Source organism: Streptomyces sp. SUK 48, from assembly GCF_009650765.1.
GTDB lineage: Bacteria > Actinomycetota > Actinomycetes > Streptomycetales > Streptomycetaceae > Streptomyces.
This window is the reverse complement of the sequence record NZ_CP045740.1, coordinates 8266696-8282563: the sequence shown is the minus strand read 5'-3', so window position 1 is coordinate 8282563 and position 15868 is coordinate 8266696. Positions and strand designations below refer to the sequence as shown.

Below are 15868 nucleotides of genomic sequence, written 5' to 3'. Positions count from 1 at the left end.
CATGCAACAGTCACCGCTGATCGCGGGCGCCGACGACCGTCACACCCTGGATGCCCTGTTCATCAACGCACCGCTGCGTGACTACCGCCTGCGGCCGCGGACCAACGACTACACGCTCCCCGTGCTGGGCATGGCCTACATCGCCACGTACGCCCGGCAGCAGGGCTTCAACGTTGGCGTCCTCGACGCCGAGGCTCATGGTCTGGGTATCGAGGCGACCGCCCGGATCGTCAATGAGGCCGCGCCCCGCTGGGCCGCCATGAACCTCCTCGCACCCACCTACGAGATGTCAGCGAAGATCGCCGCGCTGCTCGATCCCGGCATTGCGCTGATGGTCGGGGGCCACCACGCCAAGGCGATGCCGGACCGGGTCCTCGCCGACCCCCGCATGCGCCACCTACGCGCCCTCGTCCTCGGAGAAGGGGAACTCCGCGTCGCCGCCCTCCTAGAGGACGAGCACAACCGGCGCACGCTCCCCGGTGTCCTGTGGCGCGATCCCCTGCTCGGCACCCGGGCCGCCGGGATCGCCGATCCCAAGACCAGCGCAGCGCTGCTGGGCCCCGACATTGACAGCCTGCCATACGTCAACAGGGCTTTTATGCCCCAGGACCCCTACCGGGCGGCGCCGACGGCAACGGACCTTCGTCTGGCCGGTGAGCGGCCGTGGCTCAGGGGAATCGGCGTGCAGGGGCATTGGGAGGCCAACATCGTCGGCAGCCGGGGCTGCCCCTACAACTGTTCGTTCTGCGGCGCCGCCGTTTCCGCCAACCCGGACGTGGCGATCCGCGTGCGCTCCCCCGAGGACATCATTGGCGAACTCGACCAGCTGCACGACGAGTACGGCGTGAGCGCGTTTCGCTTTGTCGACGATCTCTTCCTCGGCGTGGGCCGGGTCATCAATGAGCAGATGGACGCCTTCACCCGGCACAAGATCGGCGACCGGTACGTATGGGACGCCACCGGACGCATCAACGTCCTCGACCGGCTCACCAACGTCGATCTGGAGCGTCTCGTCGCCAATGGGCTGCGGGAGGTAGCCCTCGGCATCGAATCCGGCAGCGACCGCATCCTGGCCGCAATGGACAAGAGGATCACTGCCGAGATGACCGAGCGTGTCGCTTGCCGCCTGGTCTCCCACGGCATCGGCGTGAAGGGCTACTTCATCCTCGGCTTCCCCGGCGAGACCCAAGCAGACCTCGACGCAACCATCCAGCACATCCGTAATCTATGGGCCATCTCCGACCGGTACGCCGGCGACATCCGCGCCAGCGTCTTCGAGTTCCGCCCCTATCCCGGCACACCCGTGTGGAGAACCCTCACCGAAAAGGGCGGCTACAGCCCGGACGACCTGCTCGCCTACGCCGACGTCGACCTCACCCGCGACGGTGCAGACGAATCCATGCGCCAGCGCGACGAGTTCAACTTCAGCGTCGGCATCCAGTTCAGCGACGTGCCCCTCCCCCGGCTCCGTTCCACGCTCGCGATGCTCACCCGGGAACAGCACACACGGAACCAGTCCGGCATCGGAGCAGCGGCGTGAGCGGGGACCGCAGGGGCTTCTTCATCTCGATCGACGGCCCCAGCGGGGTGGGCAAATCCACCGCGATCAGGGAACTGCGCGCGGTCCTGGCCGAGCGCGGTGTCTCCGCCCAGTGGACGGACGAGCCGCCCCGGGGGGACTTCCTCGGCGACTTCACCCGCTCGCACGGCGGCCAGCTCCACGGCCTCGCCCTGGCCTGTCTGGTCGCGGCCGCCCGCTACCGGCACATCGAGACCACCATCGCCCCCGCCCTCGCCCGCGGTGAACTGCTCATATCGGACCGGTACATGGCATCGACGCTCGTCCTCCAGCGACTCGACGGCGTGCCGCTGGACTTCCTGCTGATGCTCAACGGCTACGCCCCGCAACCCGACTTGGCGGTCATCCTCACCGCTTCGCCCGGCACGATCGCCGACCGCATCGCCCGCGCCGGCATCACCCACCGCTTTAGGGCCGACCCCACTGCGCCTGGCCGCGAGTTCGAGCTGTACCCGGCCGCCGCGGATCTCCTCGAAGCCCGCGGGTCCGCGGTGCTGATGATCGACACCACCGAGATCACCCCGTGGGAGGTCGCGCGCCGGATCGCCGACGAGATCGCCGCCCTCCCGCTACCGTCAAATGCCCCAGCCACACCGACCCCCCAGGAATCATGAGAGCACAGCCGGCACAGCCCACCATCGACACCCACGTCCTCCTGCGCGACGGCGACAAGATCCTCCTCTCCCAGCGCGGCGGCCCCTACGGTCACGGCCGATGGCACCTGCCCTCCGGCAAACTCGACCAAGGCGAACCCCTCACCACCGGGGCCGCCCGCGAGCTGTTCGAGGAAACCGGCGTCCAGACCGACCCCGGCCTCCTGAAACTCCGGCACATCGTCCACCACCGTCAGGAAGACGGCACCGAACGGATCGGATTCTTCTTCGAGGCCATCCACTGGGACGGAACACCCGTCAACAAGGAACCCGAGAAGTGCCTCGCGCTTCAGTGGTTCGCCGACCATGACCTTCCCGACGACATCATCGAGTACCCCGCCGCCGGCCTGCGTGGCTGCCTCACCCAGACCAGCACCCTGACGCTGCACGGCTGGCAGTAGCCAGGCCAGACACCCCCACCAGATCCGACAACCGCGGCGCCCAGCCCCGAACGGGACGAACGCTGCCACCGGCATGCACCACAGGGGTCACGGTCGACCTGCACCCAGGAACTGACCCATGAGAGGAGCACATCTCGCGACATGCGGAAGGACTCAAGGCCACCACGACGGGGACATCCCTACGGGCAGGCACAAGGAGCCGACGTTCGGAGACTTCCGCCCGATCGTGAACCAGGGATCATCCCCGCGGGCGCGGGGAGCAGTTCCATGCCCAAAGCGGTATCAGCCTGATACCGGGACCATCCCCGCGGGCGCGGGGAGCAGCCCCAGTGGTTACCGGGGATACGTCCTGCGGGAGGACCATCCCCGCGGGCGCGGGGAGCAGACTACGGCCGGCTCGACGAGTGGACGGCGTTCGGGACCATCCCCGCGGGCGCGGGGAGCAGGCCGGCGGCGAGTCCGCGGATGATGAGGACGAGGGACCATCCCCGCGGGCGCGGGGAGCAGGACATCGGGTGGATGCTGTTCGTGCGGTCCTGGGGACCATCCCCGCGGGCGCGGGGAGCAGCAGGTGCAGCGGGGTTCGGTCATGCGGCGGTGGGGACCATCCCCGCGGGCGCGGGGAGCAGGCATGCTCGCGGTTCTTGTACGTCTTGCCGTTGGGACCATCCCCGCGGGCGCGGGGAGCAGTACATCGTGCCGCCGGAGCCGGACGCGGGCGCGGGACCATCCCCGCGGGCGCGGGGAGCAGGTCCCGTACACGCCGTTCTCCATGTCCGCCATGGGACCATCCCCGCGGGCGCGGGGAGCAGGATGGGGACGACGGGGGTGATGACGGGGATGGGGGACCATCCCCGCGGGCGCGGGGAGCAGTCGATCGAGGTGTCGTTGTTCTGCGGCAGGGAGGGACCATCCCCGCGGGCGCGGGGAGCAGACTCCTTGACCTGCGGTTTCGTCACGAGACCAGTGGGTTCTGCATCAGTTTCACTGATTCCGACAAACCGCACATAAGGAACTTTAGGTATTTCATTACTTCCTGCCGAAACGCCGTCGTTTGGACGCGTTGCTCCAGCCTTTGGGTGGAGTGGTCGCGGGGCTCGATGGCTTCTGGGCGTGCGGGCGTCTGATCAGGGTCAGGCCCTCGTGGTCGACTGGGTGCCAGCCGTGGTCGTGGGTGCGGAAGGTGAAGCCTTGTTCGTTGTTGGTCGTGTGGGCCAGCAGGGCGCGGCCCTGGTGGGCGTATTGCTGGACCTCGTCCCAGAGTAGGTCTCGGATCCGCGCCGACGGGTTGCCGATGAAGACGCCGGCGGAGATTTCGAGGAGCCAGCGGGTGAGGAAGCCTCTCAGGCCGGGTGGGCAGTTGGTCAGGACGATGACGGTCACCAGGTGTGCTCCACGTCGGCGTAGGCGTCGTGGTCGTCGGTGCCGCCGCCGTAGTTGCGGCCTGCGGCGACGGTGTGGCCGCCATCGCTTTGCAGGCTGACGACGTCGTGGTCGTCGTTCGTCGTCCCGGCTTGGTCTGTGTCCGGCAGCAGGAGGCGCTTGATGTCGTTGACGCAACGGTTGAGGAGGGACGTCTCGTTGATGCGGTCCCGCAGGGCGCGGCGGGTTCGCGGGCCGATGTCTTCGTCGTTGTCGGCGGCGATGTCGAAGGCGAGGGGGATGCCGATCTCCGTCTTGTACAGGTCGGCGATGTCGAGGACGAAGGACAGTTCGTGGCCGGAGTGGACGAATCCGAGGGCTGGGCTGCAGCCGAGGGAGGCGACGACTGCGTGGGTGATGCCGTACATGCACTGGGCAGCGGCGGTGATGGCCTGGTTGACGGCGTCGCCGCTGGAGAAGTCGCCGGGGGTGTAGCGGCGGCCGCGCCAGGGCACACCGGTGCGGGCGGACTGGGCCCGGTAGCAGTCCTTGAGGCGGCTGCCTTCGCGGCCGAGGAGTTCCTGGCGGGTGAGTCCGGCGGGATCTTCGTCGGGGAAGCGCAGGCGGTACATGGCGCGGGCGACGGCGAGTCGGCTGCGTGTGTTGGCCCACTGCACGGCTTGGGCTTCGGCGAGCGCGGAGGAGCGGGTCAGGGCGCGGCCGCCGGCGTAGTAGCGCACGCCCTGTTCTCCCACCCAGCAGACGGCGGCGCCGGTTTCGCCCAGGACGCTCATCGCCTGGTGGGTGATGCGGGTGCCGGGTCCCAGGAGGAGGGTGCCGATGGTTGCCGACGGGATGTGGGTGGTGCCGTCGGCGTCTTCGGCGGTGATGGCGTTGGCGTCGCGATGCACGGTGCAGCGTTCGAGGTAGATGAAGGAGAGGCGTTCGCCTGTGCGGGTGAGTTGGCGCGGGGTGAGAGCGGCGCGGCGGGAGATGGTGGTCACTTCTCTGCCCCTGTGCTGCGCAGTGGTGCCAGGGTGAGCAGGCCGCAGCCGTAGGCCTTGGCCTTGCCGATGCCCTGGGTCAGGGCGTGGCGCAGTGCGTGTGGGTCGGTGACTTCGAGGCGGCCGTCGAAGGTGACGGTGAGGAGGGTGACGGGTGGCCGGCGGCCGGTTTTGGGGGGTGCGGTGTGGTGTTTGTTGAAGGCGAGGGGGCGGGGGTTGTGGACGGTGAGTTCGTATCGGTCGCCGTGGTGGGGTTGCTTGGTGTGGGTGGTGCCGTCGGGGAGCAGGCGCTTGGTGTCGGGTTTTTCCAGTACGCGGAAGCCGCAGGTCTCCTGGCGTTTGAGGAGCCAGCTCATCTGGTGCCCTGGGGTGATGTGTGCGGTGCGTTTGGTGGGTTCGTCGTCTTTGCGGCGGGCGTGGTGGACGGGGTTGGCGGTGAGGCGGAATGCCCACTGGTCTCCGGTGCTGAGCCGCTCGAGGAGGGGGGCGTAGGAGCGGCTCTGCCAGCCGGGGTCGGCCGGGTCGGCGGCGGCTGCGGCGGGCCAGCCGGCTTGTTCGACAAGGTGGGTGAGGTCGGGCCGGTCGGGGCTGACGATGTACAGCACGACTTCGGCGCGGGTGGTGTGGTCCAGCCGCCACAGCACTCGCGGGCCGCCTGAGGCAGGTGTGTCGGTGGGCAGGAGTTTCGGGAAGGACGACATGACGGCCGCGTGCATGGTCTGCGGTGAGGAGAGCAGGCGGCGTGCGCCGGGGCGTGCGGTGTTCACGCGGAAGCGGGTGAGAAACATCAGGCGCTCTCTTCGTCCAGGGCCTCGAACGGGTCGTGCCGGGGCTGGTGCCGGGCCGACGGGTTGTGGATGCGCACGCTGTAGCTGACGTGGGTGCGCAGTGAGTGGCGCCGGTGGGCGGCGGCGAAGCTGAGTGGCTGGTCGCGCCGGGTGTCCGCGTTGTCGTGCTCGTGGCCGTCGGCTTCACGCAGCACGGTCAGTTCGATCTCGTTCTTGCTGCGGTGCTGCTTGCGGTACCAGGGTGATGCCTGCCATGCCTCGTCGCGCAGCGCGTCCTTGAGTCCGCCCTCGTCGTGGAGGCTGAGTTCGACGGGCAGGGAGGGGGGGCAGGAGCGGCGGCCGAGGAATGGCGGGTAGGCCGGGGCGCGCAGTGCTGCGTGGAGTTCGCCGAGGAGTTGGTGGTCGCCTTCGAGGGCGGCGACGAACACGGCGTCGGCGAGGTAAAAGCGTTCGGACAGCGGCATGGATTTGCCGGTGACACCGTGGTGGGCGGTGTGGAAGTCCCGTACCCGGGTGCCGGGCTGGTCGATGCGGACACCGAAGCGGAGGGCGGCCAGTGGTTGCAGGGCGTTGTCGTCGCCGCGTTCGATGCCGGCTGCGGCGGCCAGCAGACCGATGACGCCGCTCTTGGTGGGGGCGGACTCGGTGGTGCGGCGGGTGAAGCGGGCGGAGGCCCCCCAGGACTGCAGGGGGCCCGCGAGCCGGAGGGTCAGCACGCTCATGCGGGCTTCTCCAGGCGTTCGGCGACGGCCCGGCCGACGGCGGTGACAAGTTCACCGAGGTTGTCCGCCTCGGTGCCAATCCCGGCGAGTTTGTGAGTGTTGGGGCCGACGCGCAGCACCCAGGTGAGGGTGGTGTCTTCGTCCCCGTAGGCGCGCTCGATGTCGGGGATGTACTCGGCCAGGCGCTCGGACGCCTCCCGGACGTAGCCGCCCTCCTCGCCGCGTACGGGGTCCTCGAAGGCGGCGACGAAGCTGACGGGCCGGGTGGTGCGCAGCTTGACGATCACTGCGTCGGGCAGGGTGTGGTGGCCGAAGGTGTTGATCTTTCCGGTGGGCAGGGAGGCGATGAACCCGTGGACGAAGGCTTCCACGGCCCGGCGGACCGGTTCGGTGCGTGGTTCCTCCTCGCGCAGGCCGTGTCCGAGGTTGGCGGCGAGCTGGTGGACGCCGAGTGCGGCGTAGCGGTAGAGGGTGGCGGAGTTGAAGTCGACGGTGCCGATCATGCCGGCGCCGGTCTCCGCGTCGGTGTTCTCGTCGTCGACGGCGGTGTAGTAGTCGGACTCGTTGTCCACGCGATGGACGCTGATGGCGTGGGCGACCTGGACGGCGGCGTCGACGTTGATGTCGGCGTCGTCAGCGACCATGCGGCCGAACAGGGCGATGTCGACGGAGTGGTGGGTGTCCGCGATCTGCTTGGCCCGGCTTTTGTTCTCCTTGTCCTTGAGGAAGGTTGTGATGTCGGCGGCGCCCTCGACGGCGAGGCGGGCCAGGCCGTCCAGTTGCCGGGTGCTGAGGAACACCAGGTACTTGGACTGGGGTACGGGTTCCGGCTCGCCTTCCTTGGCGGCGTTCGCCTTGCGCTTGGGAACCTCGGTCTTCAGCCCGGTGGCCTTCACGGTCTCGTCCGCGATCCGCAGGACGTTCTCACCGCTGAGCGCGGGATCCAGGGCGGTGATGCGGGCGGCGACCGCTTCCACGATCTTCTTGGTCCGCACGCCGAGTTCGCTCGGCTCCAGCAGGTGCTCGTCCTTGAAGTAGGTGCGGGTGGCCCGCTTCCAGGCCTGGCTGGAGACGCGGGCACGCGGCACTCCCCCGTACACCGCGCTCTTCGGCGCGCCGGTGTCGTCGCGGTTGAGGTTGCTGGGCGGGACGGTCTGCAGGGCGTGCACGTCGAGGAAGATGCGGTTCACGAGGCGTCCTTGTCGGTGTCCGTGGTGCTGGTGTCGTCGGGGCCGCCGGCCGGGCCGGCGGAGGCGGGAGCAGCGTCGCCGCTGGGGTCTTTGTCGTGCCAGGCGTGGAAGGAGCGGCCCCACTCCCGGCGGACGAGGTCCGCGCCGCCGGGGCGCTGCCAGGTGTAGAGCTGTCCGGCGAGCAGCGCGTGGTCGAGTGCGATGTCCTCGCGGCGCAGCAGGACGACGATGTCCCGCAGCCGCTGGGCCAGGACCGTCAGGTCAGGGGCGGTGCCGGCGCGGACCAGGCGCTTGTGTACGGCTTCGTCGATCTCGCCGGGCTTCATCATCCGGCGCACCGCGGCTCCCAGGCCCCGTCCGCTGCCCGGACGGTCGGCCTGGTACATGCCGGTGCGGCGGGACTGCTGGTGCAGCGCGTAGAGAGTGAGGGCGACGTGCAGGGCGTCCTCGGCCCGCACCAGTTCGCTCTCGCTCAGCGGCCGGGCACCGGCCGGCGTTGCGTGCAGGGGGCCGGTGTCGATCAGGGCCCACAGGTCCGGCAGCTGCCCGGCCTCCCGGCCGGCCCCGCGCCTCAGCCGGGCGAGAGCCGCGACCGCATGCGGCTGATCGTCGAGGTAGCCCCGCTGCAGGGTGGCGAGGTGAGCGGAGGCGAGGTCGGTGACCCGCCTGCGGGCGGTGGCCGGTGCGGTGACGGTGGTCATGCGGGTGCCTTCACAGTGGTCTCGGGTGCCGGGCGTGCGTCCGCGTCCGGCGGCAGGTCGAAGGAATCGGGGCGTCCCAGCCCGGTGCGCAGGGCGGCGTGGAACCACTTGCCGGCGAGGGCGGAGTTGAGCCACTCGGCGCCGCGGGCGAGCTGGACGGTCCGGCCCTGCCAGGCCGCGTCCCCGGCCGCGGCCATCAGCCGGTCACCGAGCCCGGCGACGATGGTGTGCACCTGCTGCTGCCAGAGGAGACGCTGCGGGTAGGGGTCGTCGGTGCCGGCAAGGCCAGCCAGCCAGGCCCGGTAGGGGGCCTCAAGGAGGCCGTAGGCCATGTCGCGGGCGCTGGAGCGGGGGCCGTCACTGCCGGTGCCGGCCGCGCGGGCCAGGTTGGCGGCCAGGTCGCCGAGCGCGTTGACCGCGAGGTCGGCGTCGCAGACGGCTGCGACGGCCTGCTCGGCGTAGCGGCGGTCCTGCTGGTGCAGCAGGACCACGGCCATCGCCACGTGGTCGTCGACGATCTCATCGATCACGGACTGCTGCGTGCCGTAGCAGGCACCGACGATCCGCGCCCGAACGAGGAATCCGCGCTCCAACACGCCCTCGGTCACCAGGCGGGCCACCCACTCCAGGATGCCCGGCCGCAGATAGTCGGCCGGCTCAGCCCCCTGCCCCACGGATGCCTCGTTGACGACCAGTGCGCCGATCCCGCGCCACGCGGAACGCTCCGGTGTGTGCTCGCGCGGCAGGTAGACCGGGACCTTCTTCAGCTTCTTCTCCTGGGCCCTGCTGCGCCGCCAGGCCGTCATCGGTTCCCGGTTGTGCCGGTCCCGGGGGCCAGCGGGTCCCCGTAGCCGAGGACGACACCGTTCACACCGGCCCGGTCGAAGTGCAGGCGCAGGCGGCGTGTCTGCCAGGTGTACAGATCACGCACGCCGGTGGGGGCGCGCTCGGTGCCGCCCGGGCCGCACGGCGGCCTGCGCCACGCTGGCGCGTCCGAGTCGTCGACCTGAAGATTGGATGTGTCGGAGGCGACCAGGTTCAGCAGCAACGTCTCGCGCAGAGTGCCGCCTTCGGCGAAGACTCCGCCGAGATTCCCGGCCCAGCCGACACCCAGGGGGTAGACCTTGCCTCCCTTCACGCGTGTGTCACCCTCCACGCCGGTCTTGATGCCGGACGTGTCGTAGGCGTGTGCGTGCACGATCCAGCGGGCCGCCTCCGCGAAGGTGAGCTGGTCGACGGTGGGCATCCGTGCGGTGAAGAACGGCTCCCCGTTGGGGACGTCGGCGACGATCCGGTTCAGGGAGAACACCTCGTCCTGCCCCGTCCGCAGCCCCGGAGTCTGGAAGAACGGCGCCTTGGCGTCCAGCAGGTCGAACCGTCCCCGGTGCGCCTGCAGATACGCCCTGACCGGAGCGAAGCAGCCGTCGTCCTCCCACAGATCCGCCCACGCGTCGATGTCCTGCGGCCCATCGAGCGCGTCATGTGCGATGGCCAGCAGCACACGCAGCAGAGCGAATTCCTGCGTGGGCAGATCACCGACGATGCGCCGCAGGTCGTGTGCCTGCTCGAACACCTCACACAGCGACAGCTCTGCCTGGCTGCCGTCCCGTCTCAGGACCGGGATCCACGGCTGGGCGGTGAGATCGAACGACAGCACACCCTCACCGCTGCTGTTGTGGTCATCTTCAGGCACGGGTCACCTCAAGTCCGTCACGGGGGCTGTAGCGGAGGCAGAAGCCTGCCAGAGGGATCTGACAATCCGGGCCGCGCGGCCGTGCCGGACGGCCCGGCTGACGGCCGATCAGGCGGTCGGCCACGTACGGCGCTGCGCGCGTGCCGGTCCGACACGACCCGGTGACCTGGAGCGACACACCGACTCGCGGCGAGACGTCCGACATGAGGGCTCATCCGTTCTAGAGTCCACCCGAACGTGGCGGAAACAGGCTGAAGGGGACGCAGCATGAGCGGATGGGTCCGCTGGATCACAGCAACAGTGGCCGTGGCGGCTGTCTTCTGGTCGGCCCTCCTGCTGGGACACTGGCTGCCACTGGCCGGCCCGGTTGACGAGAACGCCCGCTGGGGTGCCGCCACAGCTCTGGCAAGCTTGATGTCTGCCGTGTTTGCGGTGCCGTTGGGCCGATGGGCGGAAAGCGGACGCCGCCCGGGCCCAGCCTCTGCGGGTCGCACCGCGCCCAGTGCGAGCATGGAAGAGGAACCCGCACGTGCCGAGAGAGCCCTCGAGGAGCGTGCGATTGCTCCCCGCTGAGACGGGGATGGCCCCAGGCTGAAGGGCACAAGTGGCTCACCACCTCGCTGCTCCCCGCGCCCGCGGGGATGGTCCATACACGCGCACGCTGATGTCGGGGCCACAGCCGCTGCTCCTCGCGCACGCGGGTTCTCTCCCGGCCACGGCGTACCGCGCTCTCCTCTCACCGCTCCTCACGCGCAACCTCGAGACCGTCGCTGGGGCTGTAGTGAAGGACGAAGCCCGCCAGACGGGCCCGGCAGTCCTCGTCGAGCGGCAGGATCAGCTGGCCGGCGAGCCAGTGGCTGTCCTTCGCCTGCCAGGCACGGATGCACAGTTCCTCGAGTTCGTCGATCGCCCGGTCCATCACGTCGGCGTAGCCGAACTGGATCGGCAGCCGCAGCCCGCAGCTGGCGGCGGTGCGGGCCGCGAAAGAGGTCGGCACCTGATCGGTGGGCAGTGCCAGCCAGGCACGGGGGCGGCCCCGGCGGTCCGGCGCCAGCCACGGCACCGTGGCCAGAGTGCCGTCGGCGCGCCGCTGCACGACCACGACCTCCAGGCTCTCGCGGCTGTCGCGTACCTGGGCCCGCCCCTGACGGGTGTCGTCCGCATCGCCGACACCGGCTGCGACCCAGCCGAACAGCGGCCGGCCGGGCCGGGCGGCGGTGTCGAGCCGGAACGTCGCGGCCCGCTCAGCCTGGTCCGCGCGATGCTCCTCGTGCCGCGCGCGGGCGTCCTGGAGCGCCTGCGCCCAGCCGGCCGGACCGTCGGGCGTGCCCGCGTAGGCGCGCTGCACCAGGGGACTGATGTCAGCCGGCAGCCGCACCGGGCGCTGCGGGCCACCGTCCAGGTGCGGCAGCAGGGCGGCAGCGGAACGCAGCAGCGCGTACGCCCCGTACACGGCGAGCGAGCCGCGCACCGGCGCGGGCACGGGAGCGTTCCAGTCGACGCCGGTGACCAGACAGCGGGGGCGGCGCAGACGCTCAGGCCGGTCGGTCTGCTCCGGGCCTCCGCGCAGGTGCCGGTGCAGGCGCCCCATGCGCTGCAGCAGCAGGTCGACCGGCGCGAGGTCGGTGACCAGCAGGTCGAAATCGACGTCCAGGGACTGCTCGGCGACCTGGCTGGCGACGACGATGTGCGCCGTCTTCGGCCGCTCGGCCCTGCCCGGAGGCCCGAAGCGATCCAGCAGAGCGGCATCCTTGGCGGCGCGGTCCACGTCGATGAAGCAGGAGTGGGCGACGGTGACGTTCTCCTCTCCGAACCTCTCCCGCAGCACAGCCGCTGTCTCCAGGACGCGGCGCACCGTGTTGCGTACGACGAGAACGCAACCGCCGCCGGCGAGTTCCTGCTCCAGGCGGTCGGCGAGAACCTGCACGCCGTCGTCGAGGCGTTCCACTGCCACGTCTGCGGTACGTGCGGAGGCCGCAGGACGCCGCAGGAGCGGGACCCCGCCGGGCGTGACGGCGGTCAGCAGCGGATAGTCACCGGCCTGGGCCACAGTCTCGAAAGCGGCTGCGGCCTCACCGCCGGCGGGCTTTCCCGCGTACGCCTGGACCAGTTCCCTTCGCCGGCCGGCCGGCAGGGTCGCGGACAGCACCACCACCGGAACCCGGTACGCGCCGAGCCACGACAGCACCCGGTCGAGATACACGCTCATGTACGTGTCGTAGGCGTGTGCCTCGTCGATGACGACGACCTTCCCGGCGACGGCGAGGTGACGCAGTGCCAGGTGCCGGCTCTTGAGTCCGGCGAACAGCAGCTGGTCGATCGTGCCCGCGACGAACGACGACAGCATGGCCTTCTTCCGCCCCCGCAGCCATGTATGCGCGACGAGCTCGGCGCCGGCCACACGGTCCCGGCTCGAGGGCCGCCACTCACGCTCCTCGACTCCGTCCACGTCAACTGCGGCAAGGGGTCGGCTGCTGCGCATGAGGTCGGCGAACTTGTCGTTGAGAGCAGCCTTGGAGTGGGCCAGCAGCACCGAGTAGCTTGCCTGCTCGGGTGTGGGCAGGCGCTCCAGCCAGTCCAGCAGGCGGGGGAACATCGCGTTGCCGGTGGCCATCGTCGGCAACGCGAAGAACACACCGCCCGCCCCCGACCGCGCGGCCAGAACCTCGGCAGCGGCGAGCGCGGCCTCCGTCTTCCCCTCTCCCATCGGTGCCTCGATCACCATCAGGGCCGGCCCGTCCATATCCCGCGCTAGTTCGACAACCGCCTCCTGCACCGGCCTAACCTTCGCTCCCGGCGGAAGAGCGAACCTCGACGCGAACAGCTGCTGCACATCCCCCGCCGGCTCCACAGCCCGCCACGGACCCGGCAGATCCAGCCCCTGCCAGGCAGCCGCAACCCGCTCCGCACCCGAGCGCGGCACATCCTCGGGGAAATAGGGGAACAGGTCCGGGTTGCTGGCGATCCAGTCGCAGACGATGACCAGCGAGGAGAGCAGCACCTGCACCGGCTGTGGCAGCTTCACCGCCCGCCAGGCCGCCAGCCGCTCGGCCACGCCGAACTCCCCCGCACACGCATCGAGCAGTTCCTCCTGCACCCTCTTCCACACCGCCCCGCTCGGCCCGTGAGCGCGCAGCAGGTGAGGATGCCGGTCAAGCGCCTGGATCTGACCGTGCTCGGGCGGCACCCCGTGATGCCCGCCCACCACCACCGTGAACTGCCCCGTCTGCCGGCCCGGCCAGCCATACCGCTCCTCCAGCCACTCCCCCAGCAGCACCTGCCCGGCCAGCCCGTGCGGCGCCAGCCGGCGATCCGCCCCCATCGCCTGCCGCGACCGCATCTCCAGCCCGTGGCCACGCATCACCTGCGCAAGCTGCTCCACCTGACAGGCGAACGCGGGCGTCGCCTTCCCGATGTCATGCACAGCAGCCAGCCACACCACCAGCCGACGCCCATCCGCCTCCCTACCAGGCAACACCCCACCGATCAGCCGCCGCACCGACAACGGCAACCACTCATCCCACAGCCGCCCCGCCACAGCGGCACTGTCCTCCATATGCCGCCACAACGGCAGCCACCCATCCGAACAACGATCATGCTTGGCCCACACACACGACGCCGGCCCACCCAACCGGGCACGAACCCCCACCAGGCCACCCCCCTCGCCCGTCATGCCAGATACATACAGGACACAAACACACAGCGAAGCCACAACGAAGAAAACAAGACCAACGACCCCTCAGACACCAAGCAACCCGGACACACACCCACCGGCAAGCCCCAACCCCCCGGACACGAAGAACAGTTCGCATACCGCGGTATCGCCGCGAAGCCATCCCCGCACGCACGGGCAGCAGAAGGACTTCATGCCCAGCCCACCGACCACGTCGGGGCCACCCCCGCCGGCACGAGAAACAGGCCCCGGCACCGGCGTCGTCACCGACATGCCCGTAAGGCCCTCCCCGCGGGCGCGGAGAGCAGGCCCTGGGACGTGAACTACCCGCCGGGCGGCGGGGCGCCATCCCCAGGCGCGGGGAGCAGGTCTGGGCGTTGCCTCCGCCCTTGCGTCCGCCGGGACCATCCCCGCGGGCGCGGGGAGCAGTAGACGCCATCTCCCTCCGCGCTGCCGTTCGTGGGACCATCCCCGCGGGCGCGGGGAGCAGCGACGCTCCGCAGAGCGGCAGGCATCGCCACGGGGACCATCCCCGCGGGCGCGGGGAGCAGATCACCGACCCGGTTCCCGGCCAGTACGCCCTGGGACCATCCCCGCGGGCGCGGGGAGCAGCTTGTTCCCCTCCCACGCCCACACGCCGTCACGGGACCATCCCCGCGGGCGCGGGGAGCAGAGGTGAGTCGTAACGCGGACGGTAACTGGATTGGGACCATCCCCGCGGGCGCGGGGAGCAGTTCCCACGATTCCCCGACGCGGCCAGGGTTTCGGGACCATCCCCGCGGGCGCGGGGAGCAGTTGACCGTTTTCGACCCGTCGACACCCGCTTTGGGACCATCCCCGCGGGCGCGGGGAGCAGGAGTCCACCGGTTCCTGCGAGTCCTCCCAGGCGGGACCATCCCCGCGGGCGCGGGGAGCAGCGGCCTGCTCTGGCGGCGGCTGTGGGCGTGGGGGACCATCCCCGCGGGCGCGGGGAGCAGGCACGGGTGGCGTAGTAGGTCTGGAGTCCGGCGGGACCATCCCCGCGGGCGCGGGGAGCAGCCGTCCGGCCCTTCCCGGAGCGGTTCGCCGTCGGGACCATCCCCGCGGGCGCGGGGAGCAGGTGGCCGCCTGCATCAAGCCCGGCCTGAAGGAGGGACCATCCCCGCGGGCGCGGGGAGCAGGATGGGCCGTTCAACGCGATCGACACGATCACGGGACCATCCCCGCGGGCGCGGGGAGCAGTTCGGCCTTGGCCGGCATGTCGAGTCCGTTGAGGGACCATCCCCGCGGGCGCGGGGAGCAGGTGGAGAGCAACAACCGCAAGGTAGCCTGCCCCCCGTCGCGGAAGCGTCCAGCTGGCAAGTCCTGCGACGAATACCCGTTCGCGAAGACCAACCAGGGGGCCTCTCTGAGTAAGCAGCCCGACTGGGGATGGGCCTGGGTGCCGACAAGCGAGCAGAACTCGCAGGGCGGGCGCGTAGGCGCTTTTTGGAAGTCGGACCGTGTACTTGACGGTGACCCTTTCTGGGTTGCCGCCTAGGAGGAGGTGGCTGTGATCTCGGCGACCGCCCGCATCTGGGCAAGTAACAATCAGTACTGGATTAACGGCGACGTCTTCGACGTCGGCGAATGGAACTACACCGGGTTCAATGGTCTCGTGGCGCCCATGGCGGCTCCTGGGATTCTTCACGACCCGGGTGACTTCGCCGTCGTCATGACCGGAACTGAAACCGGCCCGGTCACCGTCACCGTTGAAGTGACCGAACACGAACCAGAGGCCACCGATGACGGTGCCTGGGACGAGATCGTCGAAGTGAGCCTGCTGCTCCCCGGCGCACGCCCCTGCGTCACCACTGACATAGAAGACGAGGCACCGCTCCTGCCGGCCTTCACCGCCGCAGGCCCCGGCCCGTTCCGGGTACGCGTGCACGCTCGGGGCCGTGATGCCGGACAGGAAGAACTCATTGTCGAGGACGACCCCGTAGAAGAACACCTCATCCAGGTATGGCCAGCGCCTGCGGCTCCGACACAAGTGATCAAGACGAGCGATACCTACGGCATGAGCTTCAGAACACCCAACTGAATTCCGAATACCAAGATGATCTCAGCTCGGGGCCGGGCCG

11 protein-coding genes, 1 pseudogene and 2 CRISPR repeat arrays are annotated in these 15868 nt (G+C 70.1%); of the genes and pseudogenes, 4 read left to right on the top strand and 8 right to left on the bottom strand.

Annotated features, from left to right (window positions below; genetic code table 11):
* Nucleotide 1 precedes the first annotated feature (1 nt).
* The 3 genes from GHR20_RS36390 to GHR20_RS36380 are packed head-to-tail and all read left to right on the top strand — an operon-like array spanning nt 2 to nt 2633.
* Nucleotides 2-1540: a radical SAM protein gene (locus GHR20_RS36390; protein ID WP_153815715.1), complete on the top strand. Its 1539-nt coding sequence runs from the start codon at nt 2-4 to the stop codon at nt 1538-1540.
* Entirely contained in the window at nt 1537-2193 is a 657-nt protein-coding gene (locus GHR20_RS36385) for a dTMP kinase (protein ID WP_153815714.1), read from the top strand. Before GHR20_RS36390 ends, GHR20_RS36385 begins: the two co-directional genes overlap by 4 nt.
* Nucleotides 2190-2633, top strand: coding sequence for an NUDIX domain-containing protein (locus tag GHR20_RS36380; protein WP_153815713.1), 444 nt, complete (start codon nt 2190-2192; stop codon nt 2631-2633). Before GHR20_RS36385 ends, GHR20_RS36380 begins: the two co-directional genes overlap by 4 nt.
* A 234-nt stretch (nt 2634-2867) precedes the next feature.
* Nucleotides 2868-3567: a CRISPR direct-repeat array (repeat unit 29 nt; unit sequence GGGACCATCCCCGCGGGCGCGGGGAGCAG).
* Nucleotides 3568-3662: 95 nt separating this feature from the next.
* Here GHR20_RS36380 and cas2e read toward each other — a convergent pair.
* From cas2e to cas3, 8 genes and pseudogenes are all read right to left on the bottom strand, one after another.
* On the bottom strand, nt 3663-4016 hold the full coding sequence (cas2e, locus tag GHR20_RS36375) for a type I-E CRISPR-associated endoribonuclease Cas2e (protein WP_153815712.1): 354 nt from the start codon (nt 4014-4016) through the stop codon (nt 3663-3665).
* Nucleotides 4013-4999 (bottom strand): type I-E CRISPR-associated endonuclease Cas1e, encoded by a 987-nt coding sequence (cas1e, locus tag GHR20_RS36370; RefSeq protein ID WP_153815711.1) that lies wholly within the window; start codon nt 4997-4999, stop codon nt 4013-4015. Before cas1e ends, cas2e begins: the two co-directional genes overlap by 4 nt.
* Entirely contained in the window at nt 4996-5787 is a 792-nt protein-coding gene (gene cas6e / locus GHR20_RS36365; RefSeq protein ID WP_153815710.1) for a type I-E CRISPR-associated protein Cas6/Cse3/CasE, read from the bottom strand. The genes cas1e and cas6e overlap by 4 nt, the downstream gene beginning before the upstream one ends.
* Nucleotides 5787-6509, bottom strand: coding sequence for a type I-E CRISPR-associated protein Cas5/CasD (gene cas5e, locus GHR20_RS36360; RefSeq protein ID WP_153815709.1), 723 nt, complete (start codon nt 6507-6509; stop codon nt 5787-5789). Before cas5e ends, cas6e begins: the two co-directional genes overlap by 1 nt.
* The gene (cas7e, locus tag GHR20_RS36355) at nt 6506-7699 is read right to left on the bottom strand and encodes a type I-E CRISPR-associated protein Cas7/Cse4/CasC (RefSeq protein WP_153815708.1); all 1194 of its coding nucleotides are present in this window, start codon (nt 7697-7699) and stop codon (nt 6506-6508) included. The genes cas5e and cas7e overlap by 4 nt, the downstream gene beginning before the upstream one ends.
* Nucleotides 7696-8400 carry a type I-E CRISPR-associated protein Cse2/CasB gene (gene casB, locus GHR20_RS36350; RefSeq protein WP_153815707.1) on the bottom strand — a complete coding sequence of 235 codons (705 nt, stop codon included), beginning with the start codon at nt 8398-8400 and terminating at the stop codon, nt 7696-7698. The genes cas7e and casB overlap by 4 nt, the downstream gene beginning before the upstream one ends.
* Nucleotides 8397-10093: pseudogene (casA, locus tag GHR20_RS36345) on the bottom strand (type I-E CRISPR-associated protein Cse1/CasA). The gene casB and the pseudogene casA overlap by 4 nt, the downstream one beginning before the upstream one ends.
* Before the next feature lie 736 nt (nt 10094-10829).
* A complete protein-coding gene (gene cas3, locus GHR20_RS36340; protein ID WP_153815706.1) occupies nt 10830-13766 on the bottom strand; it encodes a CRISPR-associated helicase Cas3' in 2937 nt (978 codons plus the stop codon).
* Nucleotides 13767-14045: 279 nt separating this feature from the next.
* Nucleotides 14046-15048: a CRISPR direct-repeat array (repeat unit 29 nt; unit sequence GGGACCATCCCCGCGGGCGCGGGGAGCAG).
* 249 nt (nt 15049-15297) lie between these two features.
* On the opposite strand from cas3, the gene GHR20_RS36330 reads away from it, so the two are divergent.
* Nucleotides 15298-15828 carry a hypothetical protein gene (locus GHR20_RS36330; RefSeq protein WP_153815704.1) on the top strand — a complete coding sequence of 177 codons (531 nt, stop codon included), beginning with the start codon at nt 15298-15300 and terminating at the stop codon, nt 15826-15828.
* Nucleotides 15829-15868 lie beyond the last annotated feature (40 nt).

Coding starts and splice junctions, on each gene's coding strand:
- GHR20_RS36390 (WP_153815715.1), top strand. CDS start 2: ATGCAACAGTCACCGCTGATCGCGGGCGCCGACGACCGTCACACCCTG.
- GHR20_RS36380 (WP_153815713.1), top strand. CDS start 2,190: ATGAGAGCACAGCCGGCACAGCCCACCATCGACACCCACGTCCTCCTG.
- cas6e (WP_153815710.1), bottom strand. CDS start 5,787: ATGTTTCTCACCCGCTTCCGCGTGAACACCGCACGCCCCGGCGCACGC.
- cas5e (WP_153815709.1), bottom strand. CDS start 6,509: ATGAGCGTGCTGACCCTCCGGCTCGCGGGCCCCCTGCAGTCCTGGGGG.
- casB (WP_153815707.1), bottom strand. CDS start 8,400: ATGACCACCGTCACCGCACCGGCCACCGCCCGCAGGCGGGTCACCGAC.
- cas3 (WP_153815706.1), bottom strand. CDS start 13,766: ATGACGGGCGAGGGGGGTGGCCTGGTGGGGGTTCGTGCCCGGTTGGGT.